The organism is Streptomyces lichenis (assembly GCF_023218175.1).
GTDB lineage: Bacteria > Actinomycetota > Actinomycetes > Streptomycetales > Streptomycetaceae > Streptomyces > Streptomyces lichenis.
Genome location: NZ_JALPTH010000007.1, coordinates 139187 through 160125, shown reverse-complemented (window position 1 = coordinate 160125; position 20939 = coordinate 139187). Strand labels below are relative to the sequence as shown.

The window sequence follows — 20939 nt, the reverse complement described above, 5'->3', positions numbered from 1 at the left end:
CCGACCCCGCCGCGCCGCCGCCGCGGTCATCGGGGAAAGAGCTCGAAGGCGACCGCGGGCCGGCCGCCGAAGCGGGGGGCGAGGGCCTGGGCGGCGGAGGTGAGGAAGGAGCGGGCGTACTCCTCGGGGTCCTGGTCGGTCAGGCCCTCGATATAGGCGCGGTGTGCGAGCAGGGAGGCCACCGCCCGGTCGAGTCCCGGTCCGGCGTCCACGGCGTGGGTGGGCCGGTCCGAGCCGGCCACCGCGACCCAGCGGACCCCGTCCCACGGCTCCAGTCCCTGGGCGGCGAGTTCGGTGAAGATCCAGCGGTTGCCCGCGTCCCCGGCGGCGTCCAGGGTGGCCCGGCCGACGGCGACATGGTCGGGGGTGTTCCAGACGGTGCCTCCCCAGGTGTCCCGGTGGTTGAGGGTGACGACCAGCTCGGGGCGGTGGCGGCGGATGGCGGCGGCGATGTCCCGGCGCAGCCCGATCCCGTACTCGATCACCCCGTCCCGGTGGTCCAGGAAGTCGACGGTCGAGACGCCCACGGCGGCGGCACCGGCCCGCTGCTCGCGCTCGCGCAGCGGACCGCACTCGTCCGGTCCGAGGCCGTCGATGCCGGCCTCGCCGCGGGTGGCCAGGACATAGGTGACCTCGCGGCCCCCGTCGGTCCAGCCGGCGACCGCGGCGGCGCAGCCGTACTCCAGGTCGTCGGGGTGGGCCACCACGGCCAGCGCCCTGGTCCAGTCCTCCGGCATCGGCTCCAGCGGCGCCGCCCCGCTCTTCTCCTGATCATCCATGGCCGCAGGATACGACCCGGTCCGGTGCCCCGTCCCGGCCTCGGTTTCCGGTAGGGGCTCCCCGGTCGGTCGCGGAGCGTGTGCGGGGCGGGACGGGGGCTCCTAGCGTGGTGCCATGATCCGGTTCGAGCAGGTCGGCAAGGTCTATCCGGACGGCACCACGGCCGTGGACGACCTCTCCTTCGAGGTGGCGGAGGGTGAGCTGGTGACCCTGGTCGGCCCCTCGGGGTGCGGCAAGACCACCACCATGATGATGGTGAACCGGCTGATCGAGCCCACCTCGGGGCGGATCCTGGTGGACGGCTCGGATGTGGCGGCCACCGACCCGGTGAGGCTGCGGCGGCGGATCGGCTATGTCATCCAGCAGACCGGGCTGTTCCCGCACCGCACCGTGCTGGAGAACACCGCCACCGTGCCGGTGCTGCTCGGCTGGCGGAAGGCCAGGGCCCGGAAGCGGGCGGCCGAGCTGCTGGAGCTGGTGGGGCTGGACCCGGCGGTCTACGGATCGCGGTATCCGGCGCAGCTCTCCGGCGGCCAGCGGCAGCGGGTGGGGGTGGCCCGGGCGCTGGCGGCCGACCCGCCGGTGCTGCTGATGGACGAGCCGTTCGGCGCGGTGGACCCGGTGGTGCGGGAGCGGTTGCAGAGCGAGTTCCTGCGGCTCCAGGCGACCGTGCGCAAGACGGTGCTGCTGGTCACCCATGACATCGAGGAGGCGGTGCGGATGGGCGACCGGATGGCGGTGTACGGGCAGGGGCGGATCGAGCAGTTCGACACCCCGGCCGCCGTGCTGGGCGCCCCGGCCACCCCCGCGGTGGCTCGGTTCGTGGGGGCGGACCGGGGGCTGAAGCGGCTGTCGGTGACCGCGATCGAACCGGACGACCTGGAGGAGCCGCCGGTGGCCCGGCTGGGCGAGCCGGCGGCGGGTGCCTCGGCGCGGCTGCGCGCGGAGGGCGCCCGCTGGGCGGTGGTGCTGGGCGAGGCCGGGGACCTGCACGGGTGGGTGTCCGCCGACGACCTGGCCCGGGCCGGTGACGGGGGCGCGGTCGGGGACCTGGCGCGGCGGATGGAGGCGTGGGTGCCGGTGGGGGCGCCGCTGAAGCAGGCGTTCGGGGAGATGCTCCAGCATGACGCGGGGTGGGTAGCGGTGCTGGACGGATCGCGTTTCCTCGGGGTGCTGACCCCCTCGAAGCTCCATGAGGCGCTGCGCCGTTCGGTGGACGCGGACGCCCGGGGAGTGGGACGCGGGGAGGTGTCCTTCGACTCGGTGGCCGACGCCTGAGGGAGCGTCCGAGGGGGCGGACGCCCGAGGGAGCGTCCGAGGTGGCCGGACGTCAGAGGGGGCGTCCGAGGGGCCCGCGCGTCAGCGCAGCAGCCCCTTGGAGCGGAGGAAGTCCTCCGCCACGTCCTCGGGCAGCCGGCGCCAGCTGTCCACCCGCTCGTTGAGGTCCGCCAGGTCGGCGGTGGTGAGCACCGGGCCGAGCGGGGCCAGTGCCCGGGCCACGCGCGGGGAGCCGGCCCGGGCCCGGTTGGCCACCGGCACGATGTAGTCGGCGTTCTGCAGCCGCTTGTCGTCGGCGAGCAGGACCAGCCCGAAGTCGTCCAGGGTGGCGTCGGTGGTGGTGGTCAGCACCAGCTGGTCCTGGCCGCGCTGCACGGCCTGTTTGGCCTGGGTGGTGCCGACGCCCTTGGGGTCGATGCCGGTGATGTCGATGCCGTACACCTTGCGCAGCCCGGGGGCGCAGTAGGGCCGGGAGACGCACTCGTCGCCGGCCGCCAGCCGCACCGGCAGCTTGGCACGGCCCAGGTCGCTGAGGGTGCGCAGCCGGTGCGCGCGGGCGTATCCGGCGGTGACCGCGAAGGCGTTCTGGTCGACGGCGAGGCCGGGCGCGAGGACGGTGAGGCCCCGGGGCGCGGCGAGGGCGCGCAGCTCCTTCATGGTGGCGGCCAGGTCGGGTGAGCCGACCGGTGGGGCGTCGGGGCCGTTGGCCTTGGCGTTGAGCCAGTCGGCGAAGGTGGCGGCGTACTCGGGGACGAGGTCGATCCGGCCGGACTCCAGCGCCGGTTCGTAGATCTCCCGGTTGGTGACGGAGAGGATCCTGGTGCGGTAGCCGGCCTGGTCGAGCAGGAGCGCGTACATCCGGGCCAGCAGGTCGCTCTCGGTGAAACCGGCCGAGCCGATGGTGAGCTCCCGGCTGTCCCCCGGTGGCCCGGTGACCTCGCCCTGGTTCTCCAGGGACGGTCCGAGGGCGCAGCCGGTCAGCAGCAGTACGGGCAGGACGGCGGCGGAACGCAGCGCCCGTCGCACGCGGCGGCCGGTCATCCGGCGCGCCCGGGGCCGGGGGGCCTTCGGCATACGGCGGGTCATCCGGCGCGCCCGGGGCCTACTGCTCGGAGGGCCGGCCGCAGGGCCAGCACGAAGACCGCCTCCACCAGCAGGGCGAGGACCGCGACCAGCACCGCCCCGGCGACCACCTGCGGGGTGGAGGCCAGATTGAAGCCGGCGGTGATGATCCGGCCGAGCCCGCCGCCGCCGGCCAGCGCGGCGACGGTCGCGGTGGCCACCAGTTGCACGGCGGCGATCCGTACCCCGGTGAGGATCAGCGGCAGGGCCAGCGGGAGTTCCACCCGGCTGAGCAGCTGCCATCCCGTCATGCCCATGCCCCGGCCGGCCCGGACCACGTCGCGGTCCACCCCGCGCATGGCGGTGTAGGCGTTGGTGAGCACCGGAGGGACGGCGAACAGCACCAGCGCGATGACGGTGGGCCAGCTGCCCCAGGTGCCGATCGGGCTGAGCAGCAGGAGCACCAGGACGGCGAAGGTGGGGACGGCCCGTCCGGCGTTGGAGAGGTTGACCGCGAGCGCCCCGCCGCGTCCCACGTGGCCGAGGACCAGGGCGACGGGCAGCGCGAGGGCGCAGGCGATGGCCAGGCAGACGCCGGTGAGGTAGAGGTGTTCGAGGAGACGGTGGGCCACCCCGTCCGGGCCGGACCAGTGGGCCGCGTCGGTGAGCCAGTCCCAGGAGGCGGTGAGCGTGTTCATCCGCCCGCCCTCGTCCGTCGGGTGCTCATCCGCCCGCCCTGGTCCAGGGCGTGAGCAGCCGCTGCACCAGCAGCAGCACCAGGTCGGCCGCGACGGCGATCACCACGCACAGCGCCGAGGCGGTGAGCACCTGGGCCTTGAAGTAGGTGTTCATCCCGGCGTAGATGAGGTTTCCCAGCCCGCCGTAGCCCACGATCGCGCCGATGGTGACCAGGGAGACGGCGGAGACGGTGGCGATCCGCACCCCGGCGACGGTGGCCGGCAGGGAGAGTGGGAGTTCGACGGTGAGCAGGGTCCGCAGCGGCCCGTAGCCCAGGCCCCGGGCGGCCTGCCGGGCGTCCTCGGGCACATCCCGCAGCCCGGCCAGGATGTTGCGGACCAGCAGGGTGAGCGAGTAGAGCACCAGTCCGGCGACGACCAGCGAGGCGGACAGCCCGTACAGCGGCAGCAGCAGCGAGAACATCGCCAGCGAGGGGATGGTGTACAGGATGGTGGTGACGCCGAGGACGGTGCCGCCGGCCCAGTGCCGGCGGCGGGCGGCGAGCGCCAGCGGCAGGGCGAGGACGAGGGCGATCAGCACCGAGACGAAGGTCAGCCGCAGATGCTGGAGGGAGGCGTCCAGCAGGATCTCCTGGCGGGTGGACAGATAGGCGCCGCACAGCCAGTCGTTGCGCGCGAGGCAGTCGTCGGGGGGCGCGGTCACGGCTCCATTGGAGCGCGGCGGACGGGGAGGCGCGCGGGATGGGCGGCCGTCCGTGGGATGGGCCGTCGCCCGGGACGCCGGGTGGCGGCCGTTGCCGGGGAGTGCCTGCGGAACCGTTTCGGCGGGACGGCATACTGACCGCGGGCGCGATCACTCGCACGATTGAGGAGCAGTCATGGCCGATGTGAGCGCGACCGGAGCGACCGGGAAGGCCACCTTCCGGACGGTCTTCGCGGTGGAGGGCGCGGCGGCGGAGTCGGCGCGCGAGGTCGAGGCGCGTTTCCAGCACGCGATCGCCCCGGCGACGGTGGACTTCAACTTCGGCGAGATCAGCCGGGCCGCGGCCGCCGTCCCGGACGCCACCACGGTGAAGATCGTGCGCGGCTGGGGGCTCCAGGAGACCGCTCCGGTGAGCGTGATGGTGCTGTCACTGCGGGAGGCCCTCCGGCAGTCGCTGCCCGAGGGCGCGGGCGACCCGGTGTTCTGGGAGCGGGCCGAGGCCGCGCTCACGGAGGTGTTCACCGGTCCGGCCGGGCAGCGGGGCACCCTGCCGTCGTTCTCCCAGGAGGAACCCGACCGGACGAGCTACTACGACGATCTGCTCTTCGCCCTGCCGGACGCCGAGCGTCCGGACGCGCTGCTGGCCGTCGCGTTCTGCGTCCATGTCTCGGTGGCGCTCGGCCCGGCCGGGGTACGGGCCCTGACGACCGGTGACACCGCGCGGTTCACCCTCCGGCTGAACGCCCTCACGGTACGCCGGGAGCAGGCGGCAGTCCTGTCCTGACGGCGCTCCGGAACGAGAGAAGCCGGGGCCACCCGTCGTCGGACGGGTGGCCCCGGCTGTCCGGGGAGGCGGGCGGGAGGGGGGCCCGGCCTCTCCGGAGGATCGGGGTTCGCGGTCGGGTACGCCGCTCAGCGGCGGCGCAGCCGGCCCAGCAGGGTGCGGGCCTGGGCCCGCTTGCGGGGGTCCGCCGCGGCGCGGCGCGCGGACGCGATGGCCCGCTGCCCCTGCGGACTGCGGGCGAACTGCTTGATCCTGTTGATCACGCCGGCCATGGCAACCTCCTGGATTCCGTCTGCGGTCCGTCTACCCCGGGACCCGCCCGGGATGCCCCCGCCCGCCGTCTTCTCCCTCGCCTTCTCCCCCGTCCTCTCCCTCATCCAGCAGGCGCCGCATGGCCTCGGCCGCCCGGACGGCGGCGTCGGCGCAGCAGTTGTTGAAGAGCACATGCACCCGTTCGGCGCGGTCGGCCATCGCGCGCAGCCGCGGCAGCCACTCGGCGAGTTCGGCGTCGGTGTAGGTGTGGCGGTAGGCGTCCTCCTTCCCTCCGGTCCCCCAGCTCGGGCTGCGGCCGTGGAAGCGGACCACCGCGTGGCGGGCGGTGACCGGGGCGGCGGGCGGCATCGAGGTGGGCAGGCCCTGGGCGGTGTCCACCGCGACGGCCGCCGCGTCCAGGTCCCGCAGCAGCGCCTCGGTCTCGCGGTGGTGGTCGGCCGACCACCAGTCGGGGTGCCGGAACTCCACCGAGACCGGCCACTCCGCGGCCCGCTTGCGGGCGTCCTCCAGGGCGGTGCGGGCGGCCGCGCCCGGCGCGAACCGGGGCGGGAACTGCAGGAGCACGGAGCCGATCCGGCCGGTCTCGCGCAGGGGCCGCAGCGCGGCGGCGAACCGGCGCCACACCTCGTCCAGCAGTGCGGGGTCCATGGGAGCGCCACCGCGTCCCCCACCCCGGCCGCGCGCCCGGGCGTAGGCGGAGCGCAGATCGGCCGGGAGCGCGGCGGCCGGGGTCGGGTGCCCGGTGAGCAGCGAGAACGCCTTCACATCGAACCGGAAGCCGGGCGGGGTGCGTTCGGTCCACCGCTCGCTGTTGCGGAGCTGCGGCAGCGCGTAGTACGAGGAGTCCACCTCCACCACCGGGAACTGCTCGGCGTAGTGGCGCAGCCGCCCCTCGGCGTCCCGGCGCCCGGGCGGGTACCAGCCGGAACGCACCAGTGCGGGGTCCGTCCAGGAACACGTGCCGACCGCGATCCCCGCCTGCGCCGCCGTCGGTGCTGCCGCTTCTGCCATGCGGCCGCGTCTACCCCCGACCGAGGAGCTGAGGCCACCGGCGTTTGCGCGGCGGCGGTGTGACGGAAAACCAGGTCCGGGCGGGGGTGGGGGCGCCCGGGCGGGGCATGGTCGGGATGGTCCCGTACGAGCGCACGGCGGGACGGGACGGCCGTCACGGGCGATCATGGCCGGGGGGCCGAGCACGGCCGGCGGCCGGCGGCCGTCCGGACGGCACCGGGCGACCGAGCCATCGGGCGACCCGAGGAAGCGACAGCGAGGAGTGGAACAGATGCCCAACGAGCGCGCGGGCGGGCCGACCCGGCCCGAGGACCTGGTGGACGTGGCCCGGCTGGTGACCGCGTACTACACCGTGCATCCCGACCCGGCCGACCCGGCGCAGCGGGTCGCCTTCGGCACCTCGGGGCACCGCGGCTCCTCCCTGGCGGCGGCGTTCAACGAGGACCACATCGCCGCGACCAGCCAGGCGATCTGCGAGTACCGGGCCCGGCAGGGCACCGACGGGCCGCTGTTCCTCGGCGCGGACACCCATGCGCTGTCCGAGCCGGCCCGGGCGACCGCCGTGGAGGTCTTCGCGGGCAACGGGGTGCGGGTGCTCGTCGACGAGGCCGACGGCTACGTCCCCACCCCGGCCGTGTCGCACGCGATCCTGACGTACAACCGCGGCCGTTCCACCGGCCTGGCGGACGGGGTGGTGGTCACCCCCTCCCACAACCCGCCGGCCGACGGCGGCTTCAAGTACAACCCGCCCAGCGGCGGTCCGGCCGGCTCGGACGCCACCGGCTGGATCCAGGAGCGGGCCAACGAGATCATCGCGGGCGGGCTGACGGAGGTGCGCCGGATCCCGCTGGCCCGGGCGCTGGCCGCGGAGACCACCGGGCGGTACGACTTCCTCGGCGCGTATGTCGCCGACCTGCCGTCCGTGCTGGACCTGGACGCGGTGCGGGAGGCGGGGCTGCACATCGGCGCGGACCCGCTGGGCGGGGCCTCGGTGGCGTACTGGGGCCGGATCGCCGAGCAGCACCGGCTGGACCTCACGGTGGTCAACCCGTACACCGACCCGACCTGGCGGTTCATGACGCTGGACTGGGACGCGAAGATCCGGATGGACTGCTCCTCGCCGTATGCGATGGCCTCGCTGATCGAGGGCCGGGACCGGTTCCGGATCTCGACGGGGAACGACGCCGACGCCGACCGGCACGGCATCGTCACCCCGGACGGGGGCCTGATGAACCCCAACCACTATCTGGCGGTCGCCATCGGCTATCTGTTCCGGCACCGCGAGCGGTGGCCGGCGGGCGCGGGCGTCGGCAAGACGCTGGTGTCCTCGGGGATGATCGACCGGGTGGCGGCGGACCTGGGCCGGGAGCTGGTGGAGGTGCCGGTCGGCTTCAAGTGGTTCGTGGACGGGCTGGCGGACGGGACGATCGGCTTCGGCGGCGAGGAGTCGGCCGGGGCGTCGTTCCTGCGGCGCGACGGCTCAGTGTGGACCACCGACAAGGACGGGATCCTGCTGGCGCTGCTGGCCTCGGAGATCCTGGCGGTCACCGGGCGGACGCCGAGCGAGCACTACGGGGAGCTGGCCGGGCGGTTCGGGGAGCCGGCGTACGCCCGGGTGGACGCACCGGCCACCCGCGAGGAGAAGGCGGCGCTCGGCCGCCTCTCCCCCGCCCAGGTGACCGCCGGCACGCTGGCCGGGGAGCCGGTCACCGCCGTGCTGAGCGAGGCCCCGGGCAACGGTGCGCCGATCGGCGGCATCAAGGTCACCACCGAGAACGCCTGGTTCGCGGCCCGCCCCTCCGGCACCGAGGACGTCTACAAGGTGTACGCGGAGTCCTTCCGCGGCCCGGACCACCTGGCCCAGGTCCAGGAGGAGGCCCAGACAGTGGTCGCGGCGGCCCTTCGGGGGTGAGCGGCCGGGCGGGGGCCCGGGGGTGCCGGGGGGTCGGTGGACGCCCCGTCTTCGGTCGCCGCCCCGGGTGCTCAGTGCTCCTCGGTCGATGATGCCGGGGCCGGGGAGTCCGGTGCGGGCAGCGGGTGCGTACGGCGCCCGCCGACCGGCCGACCCCGGGCAGCCGGGCTCAGTCGCGGGTGCCGGGAGCTGGGGCCGGGGGCGGTCTGCGCGGCCGGGGGGCGGGGGGCGCGGGCTCAGTCGCGGGTGCGGAGGCCCGGGGGCGGCCGACCCCGCCGGGGTCCGGGGCGGTCGCGGGCTCGGGCGTCGGTGCGGGGGCTGAGGGACGGTGGGCGGGGCTCAGTCGTGGGTGCCGGGGGCCGGGGGGCGGTCGGCCGGGGCGGGGTCCTCGGAGGGGTCCGGGCGGCCGTCGGTGGGGCTCTCCACGTCGCCCTCCTCCCCCGGATCGGGGTGCGGGGCCTTGTTCTGGTCGGTGGGGTGCTTCTCCTCAGTGAGGTGCTTGCGGATCTCTTCCGGCTTGTCTCCCAGCTGGTTCACGGCTGCTCCCCTTCGGGTCGGCGTGGCTGCTCGTGGCGCCGGGGCGGCACCGGCGCCAGCGTCACACGGCCGCCCCCGGCCCGCACGCCCTGGGCCCGGACCGTCCGAGTGGGGGTGACCGGTGGCCGCCTGGGGTGGTCAGGCGGTACGGCCCTCCCGGGCGTCTTCCCGAGCGCCCTCGCGCAGGCCGAGGGCGCTGCCCATCCGCTCCAGCCGTCGGCGCTGCCGACCCCCCGCCCAGGTGATCCAGAAGAGCGCCCCGGCGAAGATGAGCCCGTAGACGATCAGCGAGGGTCCGCCGCCGTCCAGCGCGATCACGGCGAAGATGACGCCGAACATCGCATAGAGCAGGACGAGCGCCACAGGGCGCCGGCGGGTGGCCTCCAGACGCTGCTCGACCACACGGGACAGCGCCGCCCGCTCCCGGGGCTCGTCGGGCACCTCCTCACGGACCAGCGCCTCCTCCACCCGCACCAGGCCCTCCGTCGTACCGCCGACCAGTTCCTTCTGCCGGCGCCGCTGGGAGTAGAGGACGACGCCGGTCCCGATGGCCCCGGGGATGCCGTAGAGCCCCCAGCCACTGCCCGGATGGGTGGCGTGCAGGAGCAGCAGGACGGCGGTGGCGGCGGCCACCGACAGTGCCAGCTGCACCCAGAAGTGTCTGATCAGCCACCGGTTGAGAGCACTCATCGGCGGGCAACTCCCCTCGTGAGAAGCTAGGTTGACTTCTCGTCGGTTGCCCGCTGGACGCCCGGCCATGACGCCGCATCTGCCGTCACCCTCCGTGTCCGCGCATAAGCGATGCATCGCTCACCGAACCGGGGGAAGTCGGCAGGAACAGCGCAAGAAGAGAGCCGACGGACAGGAAGGCGACATGTCCAGCGACCCCCTGTGGGGCGACCCCCTCTCCGAGGCGGCCGACAGCGTCACCGTGCCCTTCCCCGGGGAGTTGGGCGATGTGACCGCGGCACGGCTGGCCGCGGCGGGTTACCTGGGCACGCTCGCGCTCGGTCAGCCGCCCGCCTCCGCAGAGCACCGCGACGACATCCTGCTGGCGGTGAGCGAGCTGGCCGCCAACGCCATCCAATACGCGCCAGGCCCCTTCGTGCTCTCGCTGCGCAGGACCTTCGACGGCATCCATGTGGTGGTCGCGGACACCAACCCGAACCCTCCGGAGCCGCGCCGCTACCACCCGTCCAAGGGCGGCGGCATCGGCTGGCATCTGATCCAGGCACTCGCCGACGAGGTGAGCGTGGTGCCGGGGGACGACGGCAAGGAGATCCACCTCTTCCTGCCCTGGTAGTCCGCGACCGTCCCCGCCCGGGCCCGCGGTCCGTCAAGCGCTGGGTGGCGGGGGTGTACGGGGGTGCAGCGAGCGGGCCAGCAGCGGCCCGACCCGGCGCTTGAGCCTCCGCAGCGCCTCCAGCCGCTCGGCGGCCCGGTCCAGCCGGTGGTACAGCCGGGGCGGCAGATACGGCAGCAGCGGCGAGTGGCGCTGCCCGAGCAGGGCGAACATCTCCTCCGGCGGCAGCGCGGTGTAGCGGGGCAGTTCCTCGTACCAGCGTGCGCTGTAGCGGGCCGCGCTCTGCACCGGCAGCAGGACCGAGCGGCGCTGGCGCCCGTAGCGGCTCAGAGCCGCCTCCAGGGGGCCGGGTGCGTCCAGGGCATCGGCGAGGGCGATGGCGTCCTCCAGGGCCAGCGTGGTGCCCGCGCCGATCGAGTAGTGGGTGGTGTGCGCGGCGTCCCCCGCCAGGACCAGGTTGCCGTGGTGCCAGCGGCGGTTGGTGACCGTGCCGAAGGTGAGCCAGCGGGCGCCGCCGCGGCCGCCGTCGGCGCGGCAGGAGAGGGGGTGGCCGTCCAGGACGTGGGCGAAGAGCCGTTCCAGCAGGGCCAGGCCCTCGGCGGGGGCGGCCCGGTCCAGGCCGAGTCCGGTCCAGGTGTCCGGGGAGCACTCGACCACGCAGGTGCTGCGGTCGGTGTCGTAGCGGTAGGCGTAGCACCAGATCCAGCCGTGCTTGGTGGGCACGAAGGCGAAGGTGAAGGCGTCGAAGACCTTGCTGGTGCCGAGCCAGACGTAGCGGTTGCGGCCGCCGGTGACGGCGGTGCCGAAGTGCTCGGCGTGCGGGGTGCGCAGGGCGCTGTGCACGCCGTCGCAGGCGACCACGAGGTCCGCGCCGTCGAGCTCGGCCCGGTCGGTGACGGTGCGGCGGTGCTCCAGGCGCACGCCGAGGGCAGCGGCCCGCTCGGCGAGGACGGTCAGCAGGGTGTGGCGGCCGATGCCGAAGCCCTCGTCGCCGTGGTGGGAGGTGGTGCGGCCGTGGATGTGGGCGACGCCCTCGTTCCAGCGCACCGAGCGCTCGCGGACGGCGCGGGCGGACTCGGGGTCGCCCTGTTGGAGCCGGTCGAGCAGCCCGCCCCAGTAGGTGACGCCCCAGCCGTAGGTGGAGCCTGCCGGAGCGCGTTCGTAGACGGTGACCTCATGGGCCGGGTCGCGCCGTTTCATCAGGATGGAGAGGTAGAGGCCGGCGGGTCCACCGCCGACACAGGCGATCTGCACGGACACACCTCCGATGCGTTGCGCGGTCAAGGGGTGACGCACCGTAGCAGGGGATAAAGACGAGATCAACAATCCTCGACTCCACCGGTTTGCGACGCCGTTCGGCGGACACTCGAAGGTCAGTCACGGTGCGCGAACGGAGGAAAAATGATCATTCTCGGGCTCATCCTGCTCATCATCGGTGCCATCACTGGCATCAGCATTCTGTGGACCATCGGTGTCATCCTTCTGGTGATCGGGGCGGTCCTGTGGATCCTGGGGGCCGTGGGTCACGCGGTGGGTGGTCGGAAGCACTACTTCTGACCCGATGACGCCCTGGGGACACCCCACCGCCTCCGGCGGTGGCCCCCGGCGCCGGTGCCCGGTACACGCCATGTGCCGAACACCCCTTAATCCGATCGATCCGTTCGATCCGTATCGGGCCGACAGCCCCGTGGCATCCCGACCGCCGTTCCGACGGCGCGGGGGTGGCACGGGGCTTTCTCGGTTCCGTCCCCCGCTCCGCCGCCGTTCCCGCCGCGCGTTGTCCCGTCCTCGGTTCTCTCCGGCTGCCGGGGCCGGCGTCAGGGGCGGGCCATGTCCAGCCGGTACATCCGGGTGTTCAGCGCCGCCCGGAGCGCCCAGGGCAGGCGGGTGACGACATGGCCGACGAGGCCCGCGTCGAGGCCGAGGCTGTGTCTGAAGCGAGGCCTGGGCCGGTCGACGATCCGGTACAGCCGGTGGGCGGTCTTCTCGGCGGTGGCGAAGACGGACGCGCTCTCGGCCTCGGCGCTCATGGTCGCGTAGTGGCCGAGCAGGCCCTCGTACCGCGCCCGTCCGTCCGCCGGCATCGCCTCCAGGGCCGCCGTCCCGCCCCGGGTGGTCTTGCCGAGCAGCGGCGTCCTGGTGATGCCCGGTATGGCGAGCACCGCGTGGATGTCCAGGAGACGCAGGTCGTAGTACATGGACTCGGTCAGTCCGATGAGGGCGAACTTCGAGGCGTTGTACGCCGAAATGTACGGCGATGCCACCAGCCCCGCCCATGAGGCCACGTTGACGACCCGGGCCTTCACCTCATGGCCTCGGTTGTGCACGAGAAGCAGCGGGATGAAGGTCCGGGCGATGCGGTAGGGGGCCATGACATTGACCTCCATGACCTCTCTGAACCTCGACTCCTCGGTGTACTCGAAGGGCGCGGAGTAGGTGATGCCGGCGTTGTTGAGGACGGCGTAGAGACCGCTCTCGCCGACTTCCGCCGCGATGCGCGCGTACGCCCGTCGCAGGTCGGCGGCGTCGGTGACGTCCATCCGGACCGGATGGACGCCGGTGACGGCGGCGAGCTCCCGCCGCTGGGCACCGGTCCGGTGGGTGGCGAACACCCGGTAGCCCCGGGCGGCGAACTCGGCTGCCGCGGCGCGTCCGATGCCGGAGGTGGCACCCGTGATGAGGATCGATCTGCCTGTCTTCTCCATGACCTGTGGCCGTTCTGTCTCTTGTCGGATCCCGTGCCTCTCGCCGGGTCCCGGGTCAGGGGGTGCAGACGAACCGGATGGCCTGGCGCATCCTGTCGAGATAGTCGGGCACCGAGGAGGCGATCCGCTTGAGCCCGGCGGAGGTCGCGTAGAGCACCGTGGCGGCGGATTCGGCGGAGTCGCCGTTGCGCCGCCAGGGGCTGGACGCCTCGGTGCGCTCCAGCGCCCCGGCGAACTCGGCGATGATCTGCCGCTCCAGATCCGCGGCGGTACGGCCGGTGAGCCGTTCCGCGGTCTCCAGCACCTCGTCCAGCCGGGAGGCCAGGGTCTCGCCGGCCATGGCGGCGAACGCCTTCAGGATCCGGTCCTCCAGCGCGACGCCCGGCTCCGCCAGCGCGGTGCGAGTGGAGGCGGTGCTCGTCTCCAGCAGATGGTCGATCGTGGCGGTGAAGAGCGCGTCCTTGGTGGGGAAGTGCTGGTAGAGCCCTTGGCGGGAGATCTCCGCCCGCCGCGCCACCTCGTCCACCGAGGCTTTGCGGAACCCGTGCCTGAGCAGGACCGCCGCGGCCGCGTCCAGGATCGCCGTCCGGCGGCCCCGCCCGACTCCGGGGGGCGGGACCGCGGCAGCCTTGTGTCCGTCCGTCATATATACATAGTTGACACTCAGCGACAAACTTGTCAACCATCGATGTACCGACCGGCGGCCGTTGTCCTTTCCTTTCCGCCGTCCTCCGGGGTCAGCGCCCGGCGCTGTCGTCCGGGCCGGCTCCGGGGCGGCCCTGACGGTGGCGGGTGCCGGGCAGGAACTCCTGCACCTTGGCCTTGATGCCCTGCTTCAGTACGGAGGCGGTGTCGCTGTCCCCCTGGAGGACGGCGGCCGCGGCGGCCTCGATCTGGTCCAGCTCGGCGTGCGGCGGGATCGGCGGCACCGCCGGGTCGGTGCGGAAGTCGATCACGAACGGGCCGTCGGCGGCCAGCGCCCGGTCCCAGGCCTGCTCCACCTGCTTGGGCTTCTCCACCCGCGTTCCGTCCAGCCCGATGCTCCGGGCGATATCGGCGTAGGGCAGGTCCGGAAGGGCCTGCGACTCCTCGAACTGCGGGGCGCCCGACATGGCGCGCATCTCCCAGGTGACCTGGTTGAGGTCCCCGTTGTTGAGGACGGCGACCACCAGCCGCCGGTCGGACCACTCATGCTGGTACTTGGCGGCGGTGACCAGCTCCATCATCCCGTTCATCTGCATCGCGCCGTCCCCGACCAGGGCGATCACCGGGCGGTCGGGGTGGGCGAACTTGGCGCCGATGGCGTACGGGACGCCCGGTCCCATCGTCGCCAGCGTGCCGGACAGCGAGCCCCGCATCCGTCCGCGCAGCCGCAGATGGCGGGCGTACCAGTTGGCGGCGGAGCCCGAGTCGGCGGTGATGATCGCGTCCTCGGGCAACCTGCCGTCCAGGGCGTGCACCACGTACTCCGGGTTGACCGGGTCGGCGTCCACGGCGGCCCGCCGCTGCATCACCTCCCACCAGCGGACGACGTCCTTCTCCACCTTCTCCCGCCAGGTGCGGCTCTCCTTGCGGTGCAGCCGCGGCAGCAGCCGCTGGAGCGTCTCGCGGGCGTCTCCCACCAGGTTGACCTCGAAGGGATAGCGCAGCCCGATCATGTGCGGGTCGATGTCGATCTGCACGGCCCGGGCCTGGTCCAGCTCGGGCATGAACTGGGTGTACGGGAAGCTGGAACCGATCATCAGCAGGGTGTCGCACTCCCGCATCAGCTCGTACGAGGGGCGGGTGCCCAGCAGGCCGATGGCGCCGGTCACATAGGGCAGGTCGTCGGGGAGGACGTCCTTGCCGAGCAGCGCCTTGGCCACGCCCGCGCCGAGGACGTCGGCGAGCCGCTCCACCTCGGCCCGCGCTCCCCTGGCTCCCTGCCCCACCAGGACGGCGACCCTCTCGCCGGCGTTGAGCACCTCGGCGGCCCGCTCGACGTCCGCGTCTGCGGGGACCGGCGCGTAGCGGCCGGTGCCGATGCTGGAGGGGACCATCTTGAAGGCGTGCTTCGGCGGGGTGTAGTCCAGCTCCTGCACATCCGCCGGGATGATGACGGCGGTCACCGAGTGCCGGGCGTAAGCGGTGCGGATGGCCCGGTCGATGAGGTTGGGCAGCTGTTCGGGAACGGTCGCCGTCTCGCAGAAGTCCGAGGCCACGTCCTTGAACAGGCTGTGCAGGTCGACCTCCTGCTGGTAGGAGCCGCCCATGGCGCTGCGGTTGGTCTGGCCGACCAGGGCGACCACCGGCACATGGTCGAGCTTGGCGTCGTACAGGCCGTTGAGCAGATGGATGGCGCCCGGGCCGGAGGTGGCGGCGCACACCCCGACCCTCCCGGAGAACTTGGCGTAGCCGACGGCCTGGAAGGCGGCCATCTCCTCATGGCGTGCCTGGACGAACTTCGGCTGGTTCCCGGCGCGCCCCCAGGCGGCGAGCAGGCCGTTGATGCCGTCGCCCGCGTAGGCGAAGACCTGCTCGACCTCCCACTCGCGCAGCCGGTGGAGGATGTAGTCGGACACCTTCATGCTGGCCATCGCCACTCCGTTTCCGCTGGTCGGGGCCGGCCGGCCCCGGCAGGCCCCCGCCGGACCGGCGGAGGCGGACGCACTGCCGGGTGACCCGTGGGCGGCGGCGAAAACGCGGACGGCCGGCAGGGCGTGGCCTGGGGCGGAGATGACCTCGTCGGCCGTGAAGCCGCCGCCCCGGCGGTTGTCGCGTATCAGGAGGCGGGGCGCGTGCTTCCCGGGCGCCCCGGCGGCGGGAGCCTGCGGGACGGCCTGTCCCAGCCGCTACGGCGCAGCCGCTACGGCGGTCCGGCGATCCGGGACGCTGGAACGCGGAAGGCACCCCGGACCAACCCACCCGCGTCCTGCCTGGAACGCCGCGCCGGGACGCGGGCGTGTGCCGCGCCGGGGCTGTTCTCACGGGCAGGTGGGCACTCCGGGGAGCCAGGCCGGGCCCTGGAGGTAGATGTTGGTCACCCAGGCCCGGTAGTCCGGCAGATAGGACCAGGCGTCGTTGGTGTACCCCTCGGCGGTGACCTGTTCGGCGTGTGCCTGGCATCCCACCCGCACCGTGGTCGGGCCGGGGAAGGCGTAGACCCGCGCGGCGGTGAGCGCGGGCCGGGCCTTGGTCCACACCCCGCTGCCCCAGGTGCGGAAGAGGTGGCCGTCCACCGGGTCGGTGGTGACCCGCACCGCGCCGAGGTAGCCACCGTCCAGGCGGACGTCCGAGACCATCACCTTCGTCCCGGACTGGCGGGCCTCCACCATCCGTCCCTCGCCCAGGTAGATCGCGATGTGGTGCGGGTGCTGGGAGGTCCCCCAGGCCAGGAGGTCGCCGGGGAGCAGCGGGGCGAGCCCGTCGGCGGCGGTGAACCGGGCGGCGGTGCGATGGGTGTAGTGCTGGACGGCTGCGGTGCCGTTCAGGATGTCGGCGCCGGCGGCCCGGGCGTAGGCGTGCCGGACCAGGCCGGAGCAGTCGAAGCCGAGCCGCTCGGGGTCGTGTTCGCTGGCCGGGTCGCTGGGATCGACCTGGCCGTAGGTCGGGCCGGGCTGCGTGCCATGGCCACCGCCCCAGGTGTACCAGGTGCCTGCGGCGACATGCTCGCAGGCGGCGGCGATGGCGCTCTCCGCGAGGGCGGAGCCGCCCGGGGCCAGGGGGCCGCACTCCGCACGGGCGGCGGTGGTGCCGGTCCCGGGCGGGGTGGCGGAGGCCGGTGCGGTGGAGAGGGTGGTGAGGAGGCAGGCCAGCAGTGCGGCGAGTACGCCGAGCGGGCCGGTGCGGCGGGGCGGGGTCACGGTCGGGACGCTCCTTCGGAGACGGAGACGGAGACGGGGGCGGGGGTGGGGAGGTGGGTGGTCGGGGGCGGTGGAGGGGGTCGGGTGGTGCGGGCGGGCGGGGTGGGGTCGGTCAGGGGGTGGGGCAGGGGGCGGGGGCGGGCACGGTGAGGAGCGTGGTGAGCGCCCGGCGTTCGGCGGGTGGCAGGGCGTCCAGGGAGCGGCAGACCGCGGTGAGCCGGGTCGCCGGGTCGAGGGTCCACAGCCGGACGCTGCCGTCGCTGCCGCTGCTGGCCGCCGTGCGGCCGCCGGGGGCGAAGGCGACCGCCCAGACCGCGCCGGTGTGGCCGGTGAGCGCGGCGCGCGGGGTGCGCCCGGCGAGGTCCCAGAGCCGCACCGCGCGGTCGCTGCCGCCGCTCACCAGCAGCCGTCCGTCCGGGGAGAAGGCGACCCCGCCAGCCGAACCGGTGTGGCCGGCCAGCACGGCGAGGGCGCGCCGCTCTGCCGGGTCCCACAGGCGTACGGCGCCGTCGTTGCCGCTGCTGGCCAGGGTCCGCCCGTCGGGTGAGAAGGCCACCGAGCGGACGGCGCCCCGATGGCCGGTCAGCACGGCGAGCGCCCGGCGGCTCGGCACGTCCCACAGCCGCACCGTCAGATCGTCGCCGGCGGTGGCGAGCAGCCGCCCGTCCGGGCTGAACGCCGCGGCGTTGGCGAAGTCGGTGTGCCCGGGCAGCTCTCCGAGCGGCCGGCGCCCCGGCACGTCCCAGAGGCGGACCACGCGGTCGACGCCCGCCGAGGCCAGGGTGCGGCCGTCGGGGGCGAAGGCCACGGCGAACAGGGCTTGGCGGGAGGCGGGGAGGGCGCCCAGGGGGCGGCGGGCGGGGACGTCCCACAGATGGACGGCGCCGTCGGTGCCGGCCGAGGCCAGGGTCCGGCCGTCCGGGGCGAAGGCGACCGCGTTCACGGCGCCCCGGTGGCCGGTGAGGGTGGCGGCGCCGCGGCGGCGGGCGACGTCCCAGAGGCGGACCGTGCGGTCGGTGTCGGCGGTGGCGAGCAGGGTGCCGTCCGGGCTGTAGGCGAGCTGGCGGATCTCGGTGAAGGGGCGGGAGGCGAGCGTGGGGCCGCTGAGGTCCCAGACCACGGCGGACTGGTCGAAGCCGGCCGTCACCAGGAAGCCGCCGCGCGGGTCGACCGCGACCCCCAGCACATAGTCGGTGTGCCCGGCCAGACTGGCGGTGGTCCGGCCGGTGCGGACGTCCCACAGCCGGGTGGTGCCGTCGCCGCCGGCGCTGACCACGGTGGTGCCGTCCGGGGTGTACGCCAGGGCGTTGACGTCGTCGCTGTGGCCGGTCAGCACCGCGGTCGTCCGCCCGTCGGTGGTGTCCCAGAGGCGGACGGTGCGGTCGGCGCCGCCACTGGCGAGGGCACGGCCGTCCGGGGCGAGGGCCAGTCCCAGCACGGTGTCGGTGTGGCCGTGCAGCACCGCGCGCGGGCGGCCCAGGGCCGTGTCCCAGAGGCGGACGGTGTGATCGGCCCCGGCGGAGGCGAGGTGGAGGCCGTCGGGCCCGTAGGCGAGGGCGTTGACCTCACCGGTGTGGCCGGTGAGCACGGCCTGGGGGCGGGGACCGCCGCGCGCGGGCCAGATCCGGATGCGGCCGTCCGCGCCCGCGGTGGCCAGGGTGCGGCCGAGCGGGTCGAAGGCGAGGGCGCGGGTGGCGGTGGTGGCCGGCAGGACGCCCGCCGTGCGGCGGCGGGCCGTATCCCACAGCCGGACCGGTCCCCGGGTGGAGGTGGTGGCGAGCAGGCGGCCGTCGGCGCTGAAGGCGACGGCCCGGACCCGGCCCGGCACCGGCAGCACCGCGGCGGGCCGGTGTTCGGTGGTGCGCCACAGCCGCACCGTGCCGTCCGAGGAGGCGGTGGCCAGCAGGCTGCCGTCGGGGCTCAGGGCGACCGCGTTGACCGGGCCGCGATGGCCGGCGAGGCGGGCGGAGAAGGGCTGCGACTGGGTGCTGAGCAGCGCGCCCAGTGCCTCCGGGGTGCCGGCGGCGCGATAGGCGGCCGCGGCGAGCAGCATGGACGCCTCGGGGCGGCCGGCGGCCAGCGCGGCCGACTCCAGGGCGAGGGCGCGGGAGCGGGCGGTCCGCTCTTGGTGCAGGGCGTCGGAGCGCTGCCGCTGGGCGGCCGTGCCGGCGGCCAGGGCGACGGCCAGCAGGACGACCAAGGTGGCCAGCAGCCCGCGCCGCAGCCAGGTGTGGCGCCGGGCCTGCCGCAGACGGCGGTCCTCTTCCAGCTGCCCGGCGGTGAGGAAGTCGGCCTCCACCGGACCCAGCCGGCCGGTGGCGCCGGGGTCGGCGGCCCAGGTGCGGGCGGTCTCCAGCCGGCTGCCGCGGTAGAGCAGCGAGGGGTCGCGGTCCTCGTGCTCCCATTCGGCGGCGGCCTGGGCCAGCTGCTGGTGGATCAGGAGTCCCGCGCGGTCGGCGGCGAGCCAGCCGCGCAGCCGGGGCCATGCGTGCAGCAGCGCCTCATGGGTGAGCTCGACGGTGTCCCGGTCGACGGTGACGAGACGGGCGCGGGCGAAGCGGTCGAGGACGGCGGCCGCCGCGGGCCGGTCCTCCAGCGCGGCGCGCTCCACCCTCCGGCGGCTGGCGCCCTCGCCGTCGGTGAGATGCGCCAACCGGGGCAGCAGGCGCCGGGCGGTGCGCTGCTCGTCGGGGTAGAGGGTGGCGAAGGCCTCCTCGGCGGTGCGGGCGACCGCGCCCTGGATGCCCCCGGTCCGCTCGTATCCGATGACGGTCAGCATGGTCCCCTCCCGCTGCCGCCAGGTGGCCATCAGGGCGTGGGACAGCAGGGGGAGCGCCCCGGCGGGGGCGGGGGCGGCGGTCCGGTGCGGGGTGGTGGTGCCCAGCCCCGCGTCGCGCAGCAGGAGTTGCTCCAGGCCGGCTTCGAGCCGGAGGCCGGCCAGCCGGGCGGGGCGGGTGATGGCCTCCCGCAGCTCGGTGCCGGTCATCGGGGCCAGCGCGAACAACCCGTCGGTGAGGGCCGGGGCGAGCTCCGGCAGACCCAGGCACCGGCCGATGAAGTCCGCCCGGACGCCGAGCACCACGATGGCGGGCCGGGGCCCGCCCTCGGCAGCGCTCTCCTCGGCCGCGTCCGCCCCGACCGATCCCTCTGTGGCGGTGGTGGCCAAGGCGCTCAGCACCCGGGCGTAGGTGCGCCGCTCGGCCTCGTCGGGACAGAGGGTGAAGAGCTCCTCGAACTGGTCCACGATCAGCACCGGGTGGACGGGTGGGCGGCGGCGCCCCCGGGAGGTCGTCGCCCGGTGCGGGCCTTGGCCCCGGTCCGGTGCGCCGGGGACACCGGAATCGGTGGGACCGGAGTCGGTGAGATACGAGTCGGTGAGCCGGCGGAGGGCCTGGGACAGGGCGGCGGGGTGGTCCCTCAACCGGGCGGCGGTGACCCCGATGTCGGTGCCCAGCGCCTGGGCCGTGCGCTCCAGCAGTTCTTCCAGGGGCCGGGCGGTGGGGGTGCACACCACCACCGGCCAGCGGTCCGCGCCCGGCATGGGGAAGCCGCCGGGCCGCCGCAGGGTCGGCAGCAGACCGGCGCTGAGCAGTGAGGACTTGCCCGCGCCGGACGGGGCGACCAGCAGCAGCGGTCCGCCGCCGATCCGCTCGAAGACCCGCTCGACCAGTGCGCTGGTGGCCTGCTCGCGGCCGAAGAACCAGCCGGACTCCCCCGCGGTGAAGGGCCGCAGCCCGCGGTAGGGGCAGCCGGTGTCCTCGGGGGCGCCGGACCCGGGCGCCGGCGATGGCCCGTCGGACGGGACGCGTGCCGCCGGGACGAGCCGCAGCAGTCTGCCGTGGGCGCGCAGTGCGTCGTCGCAGCTCCGGGCCACCTCGTCGGTCACCGGTTTGGCGCCGGTCTCGATCTTGCTGAGATAGCCCTTGCTGTAGTCGTGCGGCGGGCGAGGTCGGACAGTGACAGCCCGCGCCGCATCCGCAGCCGGCGCAGCTCGGCCGGAAAGTCCCCCGGCGAGGCGCCGGCCGGTGCGGCCGGGACCCGCCGTGCTCGG

19 protein-coding genes are annotated in these 20939 nt (G+C 74.6%); 5 read left to right on the top strand and 14 right to left on the bottom strand.

Going from position 1 to position 20939, the window contains the following annotated elements; genetic code table 11:
• Nucleotides 1–26: 26 nt before the first annotated feature.
• Nucleotides 27–779, bottom strand: a complete 753-nt coding sequence (locus M1O15_RS09820; protein WP_248632916.1) for a PIG-L deacetylase family protein — start codon at nt 777–779, stop codon at nt 27–29.
• Between the two features lie 115 nt (nt 780–894).
• On the opposite strand from M1O15_RS09820, the gene M1O15_RS09815 reads away from it, so the two are divergent.
• Complete coding sequence (locus M1O15_RS09815; protein ID WP_248632915.1) at nt 895–2058, top strand: ATP-binding cassette domain-containing protein; 1164 nt, start codon at nt 895–897, stop codon at nt 2056–2058.
• A gap of 81 nt (nt 2059–2139) precedes the next feature.
• On the opposite strand, the gene M1O15_RS09810 is transcribed toward M1O15_RS09815, so the two are convergent.
• The 3 genes from M1O15_RS09810 to M1O15_RS09800 are packed head-to-tail and all read right to left on the bottom strand — an operon-like array spanning nt 2140 to nt 4521.
• Nucleotides 2140–3132 (bottom strand): ABC transporter substrate-binding protein, encoded by a 993-nt coding sequence (locus tag M1O15_RS09810; RefSeq protein ID WP_248632914.1) that lies wholly within the window; start codon nt 3130–3132, stop codon nt 2140–2142.
• Between the two features lie 8 nt (nt 3133–3140).
• Entirely contained in the window at nt 3141–3818 is a 678-nt protein-coding gene (locus M1O15_RS09805) for an ABC transporter permease (protein ID WP_248632913.1), read from the bottom strand.
• A gap of 25 nt (nt 3819–3843) precedes the next feature.
• On the bottom strand, nt 3844–4521 hold the full coding sequence (locus M1O15_RS09800) for an ABC transporter permease (protein WP_248632912.1): 678 nt from the start codon (nt 4519–4521) through the stop codon (nt 3844–3846).
• A 175-nt stretch (nt 4522–4696) separates the two neighbouring features.
• On the opposite strand from M1O15_RS09800, the gene M1O15_RS09795 reads away from it, so the two are divergent.
• A complete protein-coding gene (locus M1O15_RS09795) occupies nt 4697–5305 on the top strand; it encodes a Type-2Aa cytolytic delta-endotoxin (RefSeq protein WP_248632911.1) in 609 nt (202 codons plus the stop codon).
• 128 nt (nt 5306–5433) lie between these two features.
• Here the strand turns inward: M1O15_RS09795 and M1O15_RS09790 are convergent, their stop codons facing one another.
• A complete protein-coding gene (locus tag M1O15_RS09790) occupies nt 5434–5577 on the bottom strand; it encodes a hypothetical protein (protein ID WP_181160457.1) in 144 nt (47 codons plus the stop codon).
• Between the two features lie 31 nt (nt 5578–5608).
• A complete protein-coding gene (locus M1O15_RS09785; protein WP_248632910.1) occupies nt 5609–6589 on the bottom strand; it encodes a DUF72 domain-containing protein in 981 nt (326 codons plus the stop codon).
• 271 nt (nt 6590–6860) lie between these two features.
• Here M1O15_RS09785 and pgm point away from each other — a divergent pair, with 271 nt between their 5' ends.
• Nucleotides 6861–8501, top strand: a complete 1641-nt coding sequence (gene pgm, locus M1O15_RS09780; RefSeq protein WP_248632909.1) for a phosphoglucomutase (alpha-D-glucose-1,6-bisphosphate-dependent) — start codon at nt 6861–6863, stop codon at nt 8499–8501.
• A 339-nt stretch (nt 8502–8840) separates the two neighbouring features.
• Here pgm and M1O15_RS09775 read toward each other — a convergent pair whose 3' ends face one another.
• Nucleotides 8841–9038, bottom strand: a complete 198-nt coding sequence (locus tag M1O15_RS09775) for a hypothetical protein (RefSeq protein ID WP_248632908.1) — start codon at nt 9036–9038, stop codon at nt 8841–8843.
• Between the two features lie 138 nt (nt 9039–9176).
• A complete protein-coding gene (locus tag M1O15_RS09770; protein ID WP_248632907.1) occupies nt 9177–9728 on the bottom strand; it encodes a hypothetical protein in 552 nt (183 codons plus the stop codon).
• A 184-nt stretch (nt 9729–9912) separates the two neighbouring features.
• Between M1O15_RS09770 and M1O15_RS09765 the strand changes: the two genes are divergently transcribed.
• The gene (locus M1O15_RS09765; RefSeq protein ID WP_248632906.1) at nt 9913–10341 is read left to right on the top strand and encodes an ATP-binding protein; all 429 of its coding nucleotides are present in this window, start codon (nt 9913–9915) and stop codon (nt 10339–10341) included.
• A gap of 33 nt (nt 10342–10374) precedes the next feature.
• On the opposite strand, the gene M1O15_RS09760 is transcribed toward M1O15_RS09765, so the two are convergent.
• Nucleotides 10375–11595: an FAD-dependent monooxygenase gene (locus M1O15_RS09760; protein WP_248633100.1), complete on the bottom strand. Its 1221-nt coding sequence runs from the start codon at nt 11593–11595 to the stop codon at nt 10375–10377.
• Nucleotides 11596–11742: 147 nt separating this feature from the next.
• Between M1O15_RS09760 and M1O15_RS09755 the strand changes: the two genes are divergently transcribed.
• Nucleotides 11743–11898, top strand: coding sequence for a DUF6131 family protein (locus M1O15_RS09755; RefSeq protein ID WP_248632905.1), 156 nt, complete (start codon nt 11743–11745; stop codon nt 11896–11898).
• A gap of 260 nt (nt 11899–12158) precedes the next feature.
• Here the strand turns inward: M1O15_RS09755 and M1O15_RS09750 are convergent, their stop codons facing one another.
• The 5 genes from M1O15_RS09750 to M1O15_RS09730 all read right to left on the bottom strand — a co-directional run bounded on the left by M1O15_RS09750 (nt 12159) and on the right by M1O15_RS09730 (nt 20774).
• Complete coding sequence (locus tag M1O15_RS09750) at nt 12159–13046, bottom strand: SDR family NAD(P)-dependent oxidoreductase (RefSeq protein WP_248632904.1); 888 nt, start codon at nt 13044–13046, stop codon at nt 12159–12161.
• Between the two features lie 55 nt (nt 13047–13101).
• Complete coding sequence (locus tag M1O15_RS09745; protein ID WP_248632903.1) at nt 13102–13692, bottom strand: TetR/AcrR family transcriptional regulator; 591 nt, start codon at nt 13690–13692, stop codon at nt 13102–13104.
• A gap of 91 nt (nt 13693–13783) precedes the next feature.
• Nucleotides 13784–15613 (bottom strand): thiamine pyrophosphate-requiring protein, encoded by a 1830-nt coding sequence (locus M1O15_RS09740; protein WP_248633099.1) that lies wholly within the window; start codon nt 15611–15613, stop codon nt 13784–13786.
• A 396-nt stretch (nt 15614–16009) separates the two neighbouring features.
• Entirely contained in the window at nt 16010–16888 is an 879-nt protein-coding gene (locus M1O15_RS09735; protein WP_248632902.1) for an NlpC/P60 family protein, read from the bottom strand.
• A 112-nt stretch (nt 16889–17000) separates the two neighbouring features.
• On the bottom strand, nt 17001–20774 hold the full coding sequence (locus M1O15_RS09730; RefSeq protein WP_248632901.1) for a WD40 repeat domain-containing protein: 3774 nt from the start codon (nt 20772–20774) through the stop codon (nt 17001–17003).
• Between the last annotated feature and the right edge of the window lie 165 nt (nt 20775–20939).

What these genes read in the sequence shown, in the direction of transcription:
- M1O15_RS09820 (WP_248632916.1), bottom strand. Translation starts at nt 779, where the DNA reads ATGGATGATCAGGAGAAGAGCGGGGCGGCGCCGCTGGAGCCGATGCCG.
- M1O15_RS09815 (WP_248632915.1), top strand. Translation starts at nt 895, where the DNA reads ATGATCCGGTTCGAGCAGGTCGGCAAGGTCTATCCGGACGGCACCACG.
- M1O15_RS09810 (WP_248632914.1), bottom strand. Translation starts at nt 3,132, where the DNA reads ATGCCGAAGGCCCCCCGGCCCCGGGCGCGCCGGATGACCGGCCGCCGC.
- M1O15_RS09805 (WP_248632913.1), bottom strand. Translation starts at nt 3,818, where the DNA reads ATGAACACGCTCACCGCCTCCTGGGACTGGCTCACCGACGCGGCCCAC.
- M1O15_RS09795 (WP_248632911.1), top strand. Translation starts at nt 4,697, where the DNA reads ATGGCCGATGTGAGCGCGACCGGAGCGACCGGGAAGGCCACCTTCCGG.
- M1O15_RS09790 (WP_181160457.1), bottom strand. Translation starts at nt 5,577, where the DNA reads ATGGCCGGCGTGATCAACAGGATCAAGCAGTTCGCCCGCAGTCCGCAG.
- M1O15_RS09785 (WP_248632910.1), bottom strand. Translation starts at nt 6,589, where the DNA reads ATGGCAGAAGCGGCAGCACCGACGGCGGCGCAGGCGGGGATCGCGGTC.
- pgm (WP_248632909.1), top strand. Translation starts at nt 6,861, where the DNA reads ATGCCCAACGAGCGCGCGGGCGGGCCGACCCGGCCCGAGGACCTGGTG.
- M1O15_RS09770 (WP_248632907.1), bottom strand. Translation starts at nt 9,728, where the DNA reads ATGAGTGCTCTCAACCGGTGGCTGATCAGACACTTCTGGGTGCAGCTG.
- M1O15_RS09765 (WP_248632906.1), top strand. Translation starts at nt 9,913, where the DNA reads ATGTCCAGCGACCCCCTGTGGGGCGACCCCCTCTCCGAGGCGGCCGAC.
- M1O15_RS09755 (WP_248632905.1), top strand. Translation starts at nt 11,743, where the DNA reads ATGATCATTCTCGGGCTCATCCTGCTCATCATCGGTGCCATCACTGGC.
- M1O15_RS09750 (WP_248632904.1), bottom strand. Translation starts at nt 13,046, where the DNA reads ATGGAGAAGACAGGCAGATCGATCCTCATCACGGGTGCCACCTCCGGC.
- M1O15_RS09745 (WP_248632903.1), bottom strand. Translation starts at nt 13,692, where the DNA reads ATGACGGACGGACACAAGGCTGCCGCGGTCCCGCCCCCCGGAGTCGGG.
- M1O15_RS09740 (WP_248633099.1), bottom strand. Translation starts at nt 15,613, where the DNA reads ATGAAGGTGTCCGACTACATCCTCCACCGGCTGCGCGAGTGGGAGGTC.